The sequence below is a fragment of the Candidatus Uabimicrobium helgolandensis genome, assembly GCF_041508025.1.
Taxonomy (GTDB): Bacteria; Planctomycetota; Uabimicrobiia; order Uabimicrobiales; family Uabimicrobiaceae; genus Uabimicrobium; species Uabimicrobium helgolandensis.
Genome location: NZ_CP165719.1, coordinates 8,868,443 through 8,884,852 on the forward strand (window position 1 = coordinate 8,868,443; position 16,410 = coordinate 8,884,852).

The 16,410-nt window shown below is 34.0% G+C and carries 9 protein-coding genes; 5 read left to right on the forward strand and 4 right to left on the reverse strand.

Features of this window, described 5'->3' with window-relative positions; translation table 11 throughout:
* The 4 genes from UABHE_RS32820 to UABHE_RS32835 form a co-directional block, all read right to left on the reverse strand.
* Positions 1–963, reverse strand: coding sequence for an AAA family ATPase (locus UABHE_RS32820; protein ID WP_372367692.1), 963 nt, complete (start codon positions 961–963; stop codon positions 1–3).
* Entirely contained in the window at positions 941–2,185 is a 1,245-nt protein-coding gene (locus UABHE_RS32825; RefSeq protein ID WP_372367693.1) for a hypothetical protein, read from the reverse strand. The genes UABHE_RS32820 and UABHE_RS32825 overlap by 23 nt, the downstream gene beginning before the upstream one ends.
* Positions 2,186–2,258: 73 nt before the next feature.
* The gene (locus UABHE_RS32830; RefSeq protein ID WP_372367694.1) at positions 2,259–3,581 is read right to left on the reverse strand and encodes a caspase domain-containing protein; all 1,323 of its coding nucleotides are present in this window, start codon (positions 3,579–3,581) and stop codon (positions 2,259–2,261) included.
* A gap of 5 nt (positions 3,582–3,586) precedes the next feature.
* Complete coding sequence (locus tag UABHE_RS32835) at positions 3,587–4,942, reverse strand: alpha/beta hydrolase (protein WP_372367695.1); 1,356 nt, start codon at positions 4,940–4,942, stop codon at positions 3,587–3,589.
* A 387-nt stretch (positions 4,943–5,329) separates the two neighbouring features.
* On the opposite strand from UABHE_RS32835, the gene UABHE_RS32840 reads away from it, so the two are divergent.
* The 5 genes from UABHE_RS32840 to UABHE_RS32860 all read left to right on the forward strand — a co-directional run bounded on the left by UABHE_RS32840 (position 5,330) and on the right by UABHE_RS32860 (position 16,301).
* Entirely contained in the window at positions 5,330–7,732 is a 2,403-nt protein-coding gene (locus UABHE_RS32840) for a COR domain-containing protein (protein ID WP_372367696.1), read from the forward strand.
* A 59-nt stretch (positions 7,733–7,791) separates the two neighbouring features.
* Positions 7,792–10,113 carry an NB-ARC domain-containing protein gene (locus UABHE_RS32845; RefSeq protein ID WP_372367697.1) on the forward strand — a complete coding sequence of 774 codons (2,322 nt, stop codon included), beginning with the start codon at positions 7,792–7,794 and terminating at the stop codon, positions 10,111–10,113.
* Between the two features lie 3 nt (positions 10,114–10,116).
* Positions 10,117–11,250 carry a formylglycine-generating enzyme family protein gene (locus tag UABHE_RS32850; protein WP_372367698.1) on the forward strand — a complete coding sequence of 378 codons (1,134 nt, stop codon included), beginning with the start codon at positions 10,117–10,119 and terminating at the stop codon, positions 11,248–11,250.
* 315 nt (positions 11,251–11,565) lie between these two features.
* Positions 11,566–11,850, forward strand: coding sequence for a hypothetical protein (locus tag UABHE_RS32855; RefSeq protein ID WP_372367699.1), 285 nt, complete (start codon positions 11,566–11,568; stop codon positions 11,848–11,850).
* Positions 11,851–11,969: 119 nt separating this feature from the next.
* Positions 11,970–16,301, forward strand: a complete 4,332-nt coding sequence (locus tag UABHE_RS32860; RefSeq protein ID WP_372367700.1) for an SUMF1/EgtB/PvdO family nonheme iron enzyme — start codon at positions 11,970–11,972, stop codon at positions 16,299–16,301.
* The last annotated feature ends 109 nt before the right edge of the window (positions 16,302–16,410 follow it).

A 16,410-nucleotide genomic window follows, 5' to 3' on the forward strand; every position in this document is an offset into this window, starting at 1 on the left:
CTAATTATCTTTCGCATGTTTTTTCAAAGCAAACTCACTAATCTTACCCAAAACTCGCAGCTGTTCTTTTTCATTGCTACCCATTTTGCTCAAAGCTCGTAATAAATCAAAATACTCCGCTTGTCCAGGAGCAGGCAATCCATTATCTAAAGCTTTCTCACGATCTTTCCACAACAACTCCGCTGCTTCTTCATACACTTTTCCATGCACTTTTTTACATTTTCCCTTAAAATGTAGTCTTCCTCTTTCAATAACTTTGTTCTTTTCAGGAAGTTTCATATTTAACACCATACAACGTCGTAAAAATGCACGAGGAAGTTCACGTTCTTCATTTGTAGTAATAATAACCAGTGGTTGAACATCACCCTTTACAGTAACTTCACACTCATCTTCTTTAAAATAAGGAACCGTAAAAGCCCCATTACCAAAGACCTCAAGTAAACCATTGGGAAGATTTGCATCTGCTTTGTCAATTTCATCAATAAGTAATACACATCCATTTTCTTCACTCCACCCTTCAGGTTCTTTAGGCATGCGATTTTTATGGACACATTCATCCCACTGCTTTTTAGCCGACTCCCAATTAAAAGCCCACCACATAGAGCCAGGGTTTAAAAACTTCAAAGGATCTAGTTTTTCTTTTCGCTCATCTTCTCTACACCCAGCGAGAACTTGCGCTTCTCCCAGCCGAGCAACCGCATCAAACTTCCACAAAAGATCACAACACTCACTATGAGCATAAACCACTTCTGAAATAAAGATTCGCCCTAATGCCTGTGCCGCAGCACGAGCAAGTTGACTTTTTCCAACGCCAGGCTCACCGCGGATTAAAAGAGGTCTTCCAGAGGTAAGAGCGGCATTTACTGCCCAAATACTCTCTTCCTCAAAGCCATGCATACTCGCAGGCCAAGAACCTGACGCTGGGATTTCTACTGTTTTTTTATCTTCGGGAATCAATTCCATTTCTTTGCTCCGGTTTATTGCGAAAAAATTCTTTTAGCCATGTCATCAGTTCGACTTCAGGAACAATAAATATTTCCTCATCGCCTACTTTCATATACAGAATATTTAAATCAGGAAGGTCTTGTTTTAAACGAAAATACACCTCTGGACTTTTTATCGCTTCTAGTCCCTCAGAATTTACTGTGAGATAAAAAAAATTTTTATCCTCATTACGCCACTTTAACGACCCATTTAATTCAGTATTTACTTTTTTACCAAATTTTAGAGGAGGGTTTTCTTCGTTGATTATTTTCCAAATAAGCTGCTTAATAACCAGCACTTGATCCTCCGTTTGCCATCCCGATTCGGGAAAACCATGTTTATATGCATTTCGACCAAAAGGTCTTCCTCCTCGCTTTTTTACATCTAGCCAAGCTGGAGTCTCTGTCATACAAGAAAATGCAATCTCTAAACCCGCATCAGTTTCTACTGGAATTTCAAGCTTTCTATTTTTCGGATCATTATCAAAAAACTTTTTTTGTTTTTGGACCCATTCACCGTCTGTAGAAAGCAATACTAACCATCCAACAAGACTAACAACATTCTCCCATAGATCTTTTTTCGCGTTTTCCCTATCTTCTAGTTTTAAACTACCAGAGACTGCTTTAGACACTAGACGTAAAGCTTTTCGAAGGGGATATTCAATAAGAATAGAAGCAGGGTTTTGCTGATTTTTTCTGATTTCCTCTAACACCTCAATATTTAGTGGATTTAGAAAACTCTTTACTTCCGATGTGAAAGGAGATGGAATTTGATCGACAATCAATTTTCGCAAATTAGAGAGTTTTTCTTGATTTAGGATGGCGGTAATTTCGTTTTTAACACGTTCTTTAGTTTCTTCTTGTATAAACGGAAACGTTGGTGGATCAAATGGCTCTGAGATTTCTAACCAACTTTTTACAAAAACTAGCCCTTCTTTGTGAAATACCAACAACCAATCGACTAAGCGATTACGCGCTTGGAGGTATTCTACAATGTTCGTGTAGTATGTAGGAAGATAATTATCTTGCTCTATGTAAACGCGATTTATGCCGATTCTTTGTAGGGCAAAATTGGCTGTTTTTTCTGTTATAGATTGAATGCAATTTTCTACAAGAATAGCGATTTCATTTGTTTGCAGGTTTTGCCAATTATCTAGTGCTTTTGGGAAATTTTTGATTTCAGAGCTATTCTTATCGTTCATATACATTTCCTACCTTCGTCTGACTAGACTAGAATTTTTGTTTTATTCTTCTATTTAGTTAAGCATAAAATCTTTAGTTAAGATCATTTATCCAACTATTTACAAACACAATATCTTTTTTCTTTAATTCTTGTAACCATTGGAAAAGCATTCCTTTAATTACTAAATGCTTGATAATATTTATAAAATACTCCTTAAGAAGATTATTTGTAGCAATATGCGCTTTTTGTATATTTAAGCGCATTAATGCATGTTCTGCTTGTTCTTTAGTTAAAAAATTATCTATACAATCCTCAGATAAACGCTCAATGTTTTGTTCGCTAATTTTTATTTTTTTATGAACAATATTATGGATTTCTTGTCCTTTTGTAGCGTAGCTAGCAAAATCTTTTTGTTTAGCCAGCTCCTTTGCTCTTTTGATAAGTCCTTTTATCTCTGTTGCTAAGTCATTTTTCTCACCAAACACTTCCAAAAGTTTTATTACTTCGGATAAATTTTCTTCATTAGTATGAACGATCGCTTCTAACTGTGCTAAATCATTAATATCAAAATAGTCAGAGGGTGTCATCGATATAGGTTCATTAGGATTAGGAGGTGCATATGCTACTGGAAAATCGCGATCTAGGCTGGAAATTTTTAAAACAGGACGCTGTTCTTTTTCGAATTTAAGAGCATCTTTTACTACATTTTCATTTAAGTATGTAAACAATCTTAACACGCTTATATAACCTAGTCTTTCACTTCCGCAATTTGAGTGAAGAGCTTCACATAAATGTTTAACAAACACACTATATTTATCATCTTTAAAGATATAAGATTTTTGCTCAGGCTTGCACGAAGAAATAACGACTCTTCCTTCACCTTCTTTCAACTTATTTAAAAAATCTTCAGGAGGAGCAACTCCGTCATTCCCCATGCCATGAGTAACTCCTCCGGAATGACAACAATCTAGAAAAACCAAAACTCTTTGACTTCGTTCCAAACGAATATTTACAAAAGTATTAAACTCGCGGCTATGAATAATATTAGTACTTTCTTTTTTTTCTTCGTAGTCGCATTCACATCCTTTTTCGTAGTCATGTGGCATAAAGAAATAACCATTTCTTTTTTTTATATAGTCGCCATGTCCCGAAAAAAGGATAAATGCGATACTATCTTTAGTACTCTTTATTTTTTTTTCTAACCACTGAAATCCTTCGCGAATACTTGATGTTGTTGCTTGTTCATTTGTAAGAACTTTGACATTATCTTTTGGGTATGCACATCGTTTAGGATTTCGTAAAATTTTTGCAACTGCCTGTACACCGTTTGCTGGTCCTTTTTCTGGCAATTTGTAACGCTTTTCTTTATATTCACTTATACCGATAAGTAAAGCATATGCATTATTTAAAGCCATTATAGTTAACTCTCTTTACTAATTAAAAACTGTAGACTTTGTTTTGTTTGTGGATCAAGATGAAATCCTCCGTGGGTTGTTGCTGAACAACGTTTTCCTTCGTATTCATTACCCCCTGTTACAGAAAAAGTTAATCTTTCTTCATTGAGAAAACGATCTATTTCATCGAGATGATCAACTTCACAAGGAGCAGCATCTTTTTTGATATGTCGGTGTAAGCCAGCAATAGGTTTTCCTACTTCATCCTCTAAAATACCTGAGATAAAGTAAAGCAACGAACGAGGATAAATTCTTGTTTGCTGAGATGGTAATCCGTCAAGACATTCGTATTTGTCACTCATTGTAAACATACGAAAATTTTCATAAACACCTTCATGGTCAATTAATTCGCAAAATAGATCATTTGTGCATGCAGGTGCCAGAAAAAAAACATTGCGAATAGAAATATTGAGGTTTTCTTGCACAATTTTTTTGAGCATGTGGCAAATAGCTATAGATCCAGCACTGTGTCCAATAATGTCAATGGTAATTTTTTTGTCAAAATTTACCAAACCTTGTAAAAAACGATGACCATGTTTTCCCTCTTGCCACATGTTTTCAGCGGCCTTCTTCATGTTACTCCATGTCCACTCACCAAAATCTGCTAAATACAGTTCTCGTAAAATTTCTTCGATAGTAGTCGCTCGTAATCCATGATCACTTTTCTTGATGTAACGCTGAATAACTGCAACAGTAATTTTAGCAAGTCCAAATGCAAGTGAAGATACAGGAGCTAAAGAGACATGTTCACCTGTAAATTCTTGCTTGATATTCTTTAATTTTTTTTCTCTTTTCGGATCCTTATTAATAAGATTATCAATTTCCTGATCTGAACGTATTTCATGATCTATATCTTCAGCAATATTTTCAACATCTTGCGAAACATTTACTAGTTTTCGAGCTTCTCTTTCAGAAATGTCATCCAGTTGCTCTTCAATTTTACCCTTCATAGGCTTTGCAGAAGGAGATATAAGCTCAATTAACTTAATACTTAAAACCTCTAATATTTTTTGAAAAAGCTTTGTCTCAGTAATTTCTTCTAAATTTTTTAACAGCGTTTCTTTAAAACCTGTTTCCCAAATAAAAGTAAGAGGATGACTAATTTCAGAAAAAGTATTTCTTATATGACAGGCAGTAGTAACACCGTTTTCTTCTGAAACTAGCCCTCCATGAAAATGGATAGTTAATTTTTTTTGATTAGTGTTAGAAAGATATGAAAATAAATTATTTATATCATCTACACTTGTATTAATAGCACCTGTCGGACTATCTGGAATTTCAATGTTAATATAGTGAATCTTTTCGAGATGTGAAGTATTCAAAATTTTCTCCTACTATAAAATAATTTTAATTATTAAAGGTAAATATAACATTTCAAGCAAAGGCTTTGCAAAAAATTGTTCAAATCCGATTATTTCGCAGTTATAATTTAGGCAAGTTATCGGATAGTCAATCGAAATATTTTCAGTGAAGAATGTTGAAATATCCCAAAAGAGATGTTGATTTAACTGATCGATTAATAGAGTAGTACCTTATTTACCTATAATGTTTAGAGCTATAAAAGTAAAAAATTAAACTACTATGATATAATAAAATTTTCAAAAGAAATTATGAGTGCCACCGAAAACAATGAGCCCAAGAAGAAAATAACTAATGTTATTCGAATATTTAATGAAGTGTTTGAGTTTACGAGTTAGATTGGAATTTATATGTCCCCTAGGGAAATTGTAGAATTAGCAAATGATGTAAGCCACTATTATGTGTCTAAAGAACAAATAATGTTAAGTTTAATGTCATTGAACATAAATCCCCATCACATAAAAAAAGAAAATAATTATAAAAGCTACATAATTAATGTAATAGAATATTTATATGTCAGAGAAAAACTAGATTCGTGGTTGTCTTTATTAAGTAAGCAAGGCTTTGTATTCACTAAAAAATGGACTCAACAATATGCACCAGATAACGAAATTGAGAACTTAATTGAAAAAGCCATACAAGAACAAAAACAGGAACTCAACTTAAATAGCCGTGGATTAGATAAAATCCCTTTAGCTATTGGAGATGCGCAACGTTTAAGAGACCTTGATATTAGTAAAAATCAACTTAGTGAATTACCCAACTCAATATCCAATCTAATTAATATTGAATATTTAAAAATAAATAACAACCTATTTTCTAAATTTCCTAACGTAGTGTTACAGTTATCAAACCTTAAATATCTCGATATCGCTAACAATAATATCCGTAAGCTTCCACCAGAGATTTCGAAATTAAGTAAACTAGAATCATTAATCGTTCGAAACAATCCAATTGAACGCATTCCTTTAGAGTTACGTATTCTCAATAATCTAAGCTATTTCGATATAGAAGGAACTCCATTAAGTGCACCTGAAATTGCATCTAAAAAACCTAATGAAATTATTCATTACCTTTTGGATTTGCAAAACGAATCAAGTTCATATTTGAGAGAAGCAAAAGTTATTTTTGCTGGTGCTGGAACAGCTGGCAAAACGTCCTTGATAAAAAAACTTATCTTCGATAAATATAACCCCCAGGAGCCTAAAACTGAAGGCATTGAAATATATCCTTGGAAAATAGAATCAAAAATCCATTTGAATTTTTGGGATTTTGGTGGGCAAGAAATTATGCATGCACCACATCAATTTTTTATGACGGAACGCAGCATATACATATTAGCGGTTGATCCTAGATTACAAGGAAATAAATATGGCAAAGAAGAAACTGACTATTGGCTTAAAATGATTAATAGTTATGGTGGAGATTCTCCGATTATTCTTGTTGTAACTAAGAGCGATCTCGGAAAAATTCGATTTCCGAAAACACAATTAATGGACAATTATCCTAATATAAAAGCTTGTATCGATGTTTCTTGTGAGACAAACTGTGGTATTCAAGAATTAAAAAATAAAATATCGGAAGTAGTTGTGGAGCTTGAGCATTTAGACACAAAATATCCGAGAACTTATCTTCTGGTAAAAAAAGAACTAGAAGAAAAAAATGAAAACTATATAAGCTATTATGAATATCAAAATATTTGTCGCAAAGTAGATCCCGATATGGATGAGACAAGTATGCGCATTTTAATAGGTCTTCTACATGACTTAGGAACGATGCTAAATTTCTATCAAGATAGACATCTTGCAGATACACAGGTGCTAAATCCTGAATGGGTTACTGAAGGTGTTTATAAAATTATCACATCGAAAGAACTTATTGCAAACAAAGGTATACTATCTCTTGATCAAATAAGCAAAATTCTCCCACCTAAATTTCCTACGCTCAAAGAACGCGGTTTTATCATGGATTTAATGGAAAGGTTTGAACTTTGTTATCAACTTCCTACAAACAGAGATACTTTTTTTATTCCAAGTGGTTTTTCGCAAGAGCCTCCAGCTAGTTGGCCAAGCGAGGTAAACGACAAATCTGTCCGGTTTCAGTTTCAATATGATATTCTCCCAGACAGTATTATTAGTTACTTTATGGTTAGTGTACATCCATTTATCCATGATGACCTTTATTGGGTAAATGGAGTAATTATATACCATGAAAAAAATTATGCATGTGTAGAAGCTAACTTCGTTAAGAGAACTATAGATATTGAAGTCTGGGGAGAAAAAAATAAAAGAGCTACACTTACATACATTCGTACTCAATTTACTGGAATTCATACGCGATTTCGAGGTCTTGAGATAACAGAGTATGTCCCTGTAAAGAATGCTCGTGTTGAGTATAAACAGCTTGTCATGTGTGAGGAAGAGCAATTAGATAGATTACCTGTTCCTGGTGCTGGTATGATCAATGTGCACGAAACATTAGAAGGACTCCGCGATTTAAATCCGATATCTCCTTCTCAAGTTGATCAACTGGCAGATGATTGTGTTACTGAATTAAAAAAAGCTATCGCCGAATCAGCTCTACGTCAGCTAAATATCCAGCCAACAAGAATAGCAGACGACACCGACTTAAAAAGTTACTACGTTAATATTATCCAATATCTTGTATCTAGAAGATTACATAGAGAGTGGCTTTTACGGATAACACGAAAGGGATTAGTATTTGCTAAAGTTTGGTATAAGAAATTGTATTGAGATTGGTTTCGCAGTAGTTTACAGGCCGTATATAAATTATTTTAGGGCTTTTTTGGGTTATGAAAAAAATAGAAGTACGAGATATTGAACAGTTAGCTGATGATTGCGTAGAGTATCATTTACGTATAAAAGATGTTAACGAAGCCTTAATGCGTATAGATATCTTGCCAGATAAAATTGGGGATTTCTCTCAAAAAAAGACCCATTTTATCGAGGTTATTACATATCTTGTTGCAAGAGGAAAACTTAAAGAGTGGCTAGTTGAGCTAAGTGAGTTTCCTTTTATTATAGAATGGCAAAAAAAATTAGAGATTTGCTCTGACTCCAAAGATGTAGAAGACCAAATAATAAGAAAAAAACTTGGAAAACTTGTTCAACCTCATACTCGGTCTACAGAATATACACCATGGCATACTAAATTTATAGGTCGCGATAATGAAATAAATCAGCTTTGTAGTTTGTTATATAGCGAACCAAATATTGCGTTATACGGTATGGGTGGAATCGGTAAAACTGCCTTAGCAGCTGAATGTGCATCTCGATGGGATGATTCTAAAAAGTTTCCGTCTGGTATCCTTTGGACAAATTTAGAGCGGGAGGCGCCAGAGCTTGCTGTTGATAGATGGCTAAAAAGCCTGCATATAGAAAGTAATGGTAAAAACCTTAATTCTCAAATGTATTCCTTGGCAAATCATTTAACAAAATACCCTGCAATGCTAATTTTGGATAATGCTCAAAACAGTAATCAAGTTAGAAAATTGATGATTACAGTACCAGGAGTTGTATATTTAATTACAACTAGAGATAGATCTAATGTTCCTCCAAAAGTCAAACTTTTCCATCTAAACAAGCTATCAGAGAATGATTCCCTCGAATTATTAAGGGATTTGGCAGGAAAAGATAGAATTAACAACGAAATTGATATAAATAAAAAGATTTGTCATTTGTGTGGCTATTTAGCGTTGGCCTTAACCTTAGTTGGTGCCCAATTGAGAGATACACTACGATGGGATACAGTGAAAAAATATAAATGTCACTTTGAAAAAAAGCGTTTGAAAATGTTATCTAAAGGAGACTATAGAGAGGATAATGTAACTTTGACGTTTGAAATTAGCTATGAACAAATAAAAGATATTTATACTCAAGAGTTGTTTTCTAAACTTGCATTGCTTTCAAGTAGTTTCAGCATTGATTCAATTACTGCTATGGAGAAATGTGATTCTGATCAATTAGAAGAGTCTTTATATGAACTTGTAGACGCTTCGTTATTATGTAAATCTAAAGATAATCGTTTTTATTTCCATGATTTAATACATGAGTTTGCTAGTAAAAAATTAGAATGTTTACCGTCTGATGTCATAGATAAATGTAAAGAAAACTTAGTTGATTATTTTTTGGACTATGTTTTAAAATATGGAAAAGATTTTGATAAAATCTCAGTAGAAATAGAAAATCTTTTTCTATCTTTGGGATGGGTTCAAGTTGATAAAGATAAAGATTTATCTGTTTTAGCTGATGCAGTAATTGATCTTTCTAGTTTTTTGAAAGACAGAGGATTTTGGTTGCAGGCTATCAAATTTGGAAAAAAAGCATTTCAACTATTAGAAGAAGAATTCTTTGAAGAAAAAAGTGGAAAAATAGCGATAAGTGTTCTTAGCTGGATATATCTATACCAAGATAATTTTGAAGAAGCTAAGATTTGGGCTGAAAAAGGATTATTACTTTATTCGCAGATAAATAATGAGTACGGTAAAGCTTGTGCAATGAGAAAAATGGGTATGTCTCTTCATGGACTTGGAGAAGAAAATAAAGCTATTGATTTGTTGAAAGAAGCATTAAAAATTTTTCGAAGTATAGAATGCCAAAAAGGTATAGGAGATGCACTAACTACACTTGGATATTTTGAGAAAAAAAAAGATGTTGTTAATCTCGAAGTTGGTAAAAGGTACTTTAAAGAGGCTTTAGATATTTTTAAAAATATTGGAGATAAAAAAGAGATTTCGATTACTCTTTATCACAATGCAAGGTTGTTATCAAAGTGCGATAATATAAAAGAAGCAGCAACTATGCATAAAGAATCTTTAGCAATAGATAAAAAATTAAAAAGAAGACCAGGCATAGCATACAATCAAAATTCTCTAGGAAAAATAGAAATAGCTCAAGGAAATATAGAAGGAGGCGAAAAACGATTAAGAGAAGCTAGAGAAATTTTTTATGGAATGGGTGCAGAATCTCGAGCCAAAAAAATAGACAATTATTTAAATAACCTTGATCAAAAAACAAGAAACGAAAATATTGTCGAGTTGGCGAATTCTTTGTATATTTTTGGAATCATACTAACTTTTTATCTAACCTATTTACTCTATCAATTATGGAAATAACACATGAAAAAAGAATACTTATTTGTAGTGCTAGTGGCTACCATTTTAATAGCAGTCGATTTTCTTAATACTTTTAGAATTCAAGAAAAAATTAATATTTTACAGATACAAAAAAGACGCACTTTTTTAAAAATTCAAGAAACAATTAACAATTTACAGTGGCAAAAAATTAATTTAGAAAACGAAGGTATTTTTGATACTAAGTATGAATATCGAATATTTTTTTCTGGACAATATCTTTACCCCACGATAATTAAAAATAATGAAATAGAGGGTTTCGTAGCTAATTTTCCCACTAAGTTAAATCTCTCTGATGCCAGTAAAATAACAAAAATTAAATTTTCTATAAGAAGCAATAGAAAAAATCACATTTTTTTTCTTAGAGAAAATGAAAATATTAACGAGGATAGTTCTTATACAAGTTTTGTTGAAAGTATAGAAAGGCGTATGTATCCGAGCGTACTAACACTAGAGATTGAAGGATTTAAATACCTAATAACTAATATATATTCTTGCGGTGGAGTTACTAACATAGTACAAGAATATCTGCATGTCAAAACAGGGATGGTGTTTGTATTAATTCCAGAAGGTAACGTTACGATTAAAGGTAATGATGTAAGAATAGAACCTTTTCTTATGTCAAAAACAGAAGTGACACAAAAGATTTGGAAAAAAATAATGGGAGGGAATACATCTCGCTGGAAAAATAATAATAATCCAGTGGAAGCAGTTCCATGGACAGATGCTCATGATTTTGTAATTAAAACAGGATTACAACTGCCAACCGAAGTACAGTGGGAATACGCTTGTCGCGCTGGAACTCTAACTACTTATTACTGGGGGAATACAATAAAGAAGGCCAATAAATATGCATGGTGGATGAAAAACGCGAAGAAACCTCACCCAGTTGGTGAATTAAAACCTAATGCATTTGGGCTATATGATATGATTGGTAATGTGTATGAATGGTGTAAAGATGAGCCTAAAGATTCGAAAGGGTCTGGAAAAAATCATATTATACGTGGAGGTTGCTATCACAAAGCATATCCATCAAATACTTTAGAGTCGTCCCATTCTCATGAAAATAATGGACATCAGGCTTTTATAGGTGTTCGTGTTTGTTTCAATTTTAAATAAAGGTCTAAGGTGTTTATCTTGGTCTAACAACAACTAAAACAATGTTTGTCAGATAATTCGATGAAGTTTCATGAGGTAATAAGTACTACAAAACCAAACTGAGGTTATGTTAGGAATACCAAATATTATTCGAAAAGTTGGAAGAGATAACCAAAAATCATTTTAGTGTCGAACATTCTTTTACTAGATTCTTTTCAAGAGGTTGCTAATATGATATTTCTGCTTACCATATCTACATACTAGCAGTAAAAGAGAGTGTCAATTTTTCAATAAATCAGGAAATAAAGTTACTCCAAAATTAGGTTGTTCTTAACGATGAAAAAATTACTAAGTATACAAGATATAGAACAATTAGCCCAAGACTGTATGGAAAATTTAGATTCAGAAGAGGCAAATGAGGCTTTGATGCATATCGGTATTTTTCCTAGCAATATTAAAGAATCTACTAGAAAAAAGACATACTTTGTCTACATTCTTGAATGGGAAAATTATTCTAAAAGTGTTGAAGTTTTTAATCGAAAACTTAATCAATATTGCAGAGGAGATAAACTAAATAAAGGTATTACAGATAGAATGTGTCCATGGTGGAAACTCGAATAATTTGGTAGACATATGGTACACTAAAAGTAATCGAAGATAAGCTAAGATATTGACTAATTTTAGATATAAGAATCATTTTGAAGATAAAAAATTTGTAAAGTAAACTAGGTGGAGTGTAAATGCTAAGTTCAGAAACAATAGAGATGTGGATAAAAGATTATATCAAAAATTATTCAACTAAAGAAAAAATGGACGATGCACTAAGGTCTATAGGTATCAACCCTTCTTATATAGAGCAATCAAATAATCGTATAATTTATTCTATAAATATCATGCGATTTTTAGATTCTGAGAGGTTAAAAACTTGGTTTGATACTCTATCTCAAGAATCTTTAGGTAATTTGTTTTCGGGAAAATATTTCAAGTCACAACAAACGAGTCCTTATCGAGGTTTACTCTATTTTAGAGAAGAAGACTCAACTTTTTTATTCGGTCGTGAAAATATAACAAAAAAGTTATTTTCTTTAGTAGAAAAAAAGTCTACAGTTCTAGTAAATGGGCTTTCAAAAAGCGGAAAGTCTTCTCTTGTCTTCGCAGGGCTTATACCAAAATTACGTTATGCTAAGCAGCAATATCTAATAATCTCATTTCGCCCAGGATACGATCCATTCTATACTTTTTCTATGGGCTTAATTGATTTATTATATCCAGATAAAACCAAAAGAAATTTTGAAGAAGTAAGCATAATAGCTAAAAAACTAAGAAGTGAAACCTCCTATTTACAAAAGGTATTAGATTCAGTATTAGTCCAAAAAAAAGACCATGAATTGGTAATTATTATTGATCAATTTGAGGAATTATATACTCTATGTGATGAAAAAATGCGAAAAGACTTCTTGAAATTGATATATCGAAATATAAAGAAAAAATCAAATCCAAAATTTAGGTTAGTTATAACCACCATTTCTGATTTTTATCCTCACTGTGTTTTCTACAAGAATCTAGAACGTATTTTAGAACAGTCAACAATTCTTTTAGATTCGATGAGTAAAGAGGAAATTACAGACGCGATTACAAAGCCTGCCAAAGTAATGGGAGTCGAAGTAGAACCTAAATTAGTAAAAACACTCTTGCAAGATACAAACAATAAGATACAGCAAATGGCACTTTTGGAATTTATACTAGCTTTACTGTGGGAAAAGAAAATAGAAAATAAGTTAACATTATCTAGTTATCAACAATACGGAGGGTTGAAGTCTATAGAGGAAGAATATTTAGAGGCTTCAACTCAAAAAATTTTTGATGAAATTGATATGAATGAATCACTTAAACAATACGCTACAGAACAAAGAAAATCTCTTATCTTACTATCTGTAAATGATACTTCTAATACACAAAGTCCCGAAAAAGAAATTCTAGCCTACAACCTAAACCAAATCCTACAAAAAGAAGATCTATGGAAGCAGTGGAATAATTCAAGTCAGAAATGGGATGAGCCACAGAGCAATTGGGATGAACTTCCGCCGCAAATGCAAAAATGGATTGACAAAGGTAACATCACCAATTATCAACGTGTTGTAGTCAATCGTTGGATTTTGGAAAACGTATTTCCAGAGGCATTTGAATCTACAAGTCATTTGTACACTGATAAAGTTGATACCGACAAGTCCAAAAAAGATTGGATTGAAGCCATTCAACCTACAGCTAAACCTGCATTAGAAGGCAAACCCCAGTCTAACACTGCTAACGAGCCTCCGTTTGACACCAATGAATCCGAGTCTAACACTGCTAACGCCAATAAATCTGAGTCGTACGTAAGCAATTACAACACAAAACATCTACGTCAATGGTGGGTGATCGCATTGCTCCATTTTGTCTTGCTTCTATCAGTAGCTGCGATGTGGAGTTTGCGTAGCGATATATCTGATATTCTTACTCCCGAGGTAATTAGTCTCGATTATCTACAACAAAACGTAAACCAAGGCAAACAGCAAGCAAAATTACAAGATCAAAAGATTGTCGTTACTACACTTGAGAGAACTATCGAATTGTCAACATCATTATCCAATTTAGAAAACGCCGCGTTTAGTACAACGGGAAAATACCTTGCTGCTATTTCCGAGTACAATAATATCGAGCTTTGGGATACATCTATCAAAAAACGCTTGGCGCGTCCTTGGCAAATCAACGGTGTAAATACAACGGATGAGCTTTATGCGGTTGCGGTGCAAAATAATACAGTGTGGATGGTCGGAAACAATCGTATTTTACGTTCTACTGATCGTGGACAAAGTTGGGTGTTTTTTACTGTAGACGCTGTTCTTCAAGATGTTTACGTTAGTGCCGTGGACAATTCGGTGTGGGCTGTAGGAAAAAACGGAGTTATTTTGCGTAGTAAAGATGGCGAAATTTGGCAAAAGCAGCAAAGCGGAACACAGGTTGATTTGCATGCGATTTGTGGTAATAAAAATAATGTTTGGGTTACGGGAGATAATGGAACAGTTTTATCTTGGGATGGGGAGCATTGGCAAAGTTTAGTGACACAGACACGTGAGAATTTATATGCGATTGATGTCAACAATGATGGCTCCAGATTGTATACAGTGGGAGCAAACGGCATTATTGTTTCTTACGAAAAAAATAAACTATTGCCGCAAAAACATATCGGAAGTTTTGCTGATTTACTTGCGGTGAACTGCGATGACACAAAAGTATGGTGTTGCGGAAAAGATGGTGTTTTTGCTTATTCTGTTGACGATGGTGCTCATTGGAATTTGCGGCATTTTTCGCAAAAGATGGCAATGTACGATATCGCAGTGGAAGGATCGCAGGTTTGGTGCGCTGGTGAAGATAGGCTTTTTTATTCTGTGGATAGGGGTGAAAACTGGGTTTTGCGCATGCATGGTAATCAGCAACAACTACGTGGAATTTGCTTTGACTCGCAGGATTATAAACTATGGTTGTGCGGTCGTTATACATCGCGGCGCATATCGCAAACGATAAACTTTGAAAACTTGGGTTACTCCAAATCATCCGCAAAGAATATTAGTGCTAGAAAAATTCTTGATGAAAGTCAAACACAACAAAAAATTGTGGTTACTGCTACCGATCCAAAATCCGAGATAATCGCAGCCGCTTTTCAAAATGGAGTTGTCGGAATTTATGCGAGAAATGGTAGCGAAATTATCACTTTGCAGACAGGTAAGGAAAATATTGATAATTTAGCTTTTCACTCGCAACAGCAAAAGCTGGCATATTCTACGCAAGATGGTATTTATGAATGGGACATTACAACGGCTTTGGTTGAGAAAAAAATATACCAAGCGCTGCCTTTTATCCCTAAATTACAAATGTCGTATACGGGTCCTAAAGTTGCGGAATTGGGAGAGGATGTATTTTATGCTGTTACCATTCGTAATAATGGCTCAGATAACATAAACAATATTTCTCTCAAATATACTTATGATTCGAAGATAATGGATTATCAAAATGCCGAACCTTTCGTTTCTCAGTTGCAAAATCAAAAGCTAACGTGGAAAGTAGATAAACTTTCTGCTGGCGAGATTCAACAATGGCAAATTCGTTTTCGCTGTAAGATAGCAGGAACAGCAACAATGTTTGCTAAAGCAACTGTAAGCGCAAATATCGTACAGCAAATAAAAATACTTACAAATGTTGGCCCCAAAGGATGGGATATAGCTTTGTGGGAAGAGTGTTGGGATAAAGAAAATGAGTGGTTGAATTATACAGGTGAAAAGTGGAGTAAACTTAGTGCAGAGAAACAAGCGATTTTGACTACAGCCTACCAAGAGTGGTACGCTGAGAAATATAATCTAGAGCTAATAAAGAAATTTCGCCGAAATAAGATTGAGTTTGTTTTTAAGTTAGTTCCACCAGGTAAGTTCTGGATGGGAAGTGATCGTATATCAGATTATGAAAAACCACGTCATAAAGTTATCATCAGCAAACCAATGTGGGTAGGAGAAACAGAAGTCACTCAACGTCAATGGTTAGCTATTATGGGAGATAATCCTGCTCATTTTCAAGTGTCAGGATTAGATGCCCCTGTTGAGAGTGTTTCCTGGAACGATTGTAACAAATTTACCAAAAAACTAGGTTGGAGTTTGTTAAGCGAAGCGCAATGGGAATATACCTGTCGCAGTGGAACTACCACCGAGTATTATTGGGGAGAGCAAAATATTAACGATTATGTTTGGTATCGTGAAAACTCAAATAAGCAAACACATCCTGTCAAACAGAAAAAACCTAATGCTTATAGTCTATATGATATGTCGGGAAATGTATGGGAGCGGTGCTTGGATACTTATCAAGAATACTCACCCGAAGAGGTAAAGGACCCTTTAATCATAGATGGTTTGCGTCATGTGCTGCGCGGCGGGTGCTATTTCGATCTCTCTGTGTACTGTCGCTCGGCGTCCCGCCTCAGTATCGTTTCCGGGTTCGAACTCGGCGACTTCGGTTTGCGGTTATTGTTTTCGAGTTCCGAATAATAAAGGACTGATATTAAACAAAGAAGTGGCAAAAAAGTTTATCCTTTGTACTTTTACCCTCTTTCCCTTTACTTTTCTTTACAGAAAAGAATGACCGTCGTCAACTGTC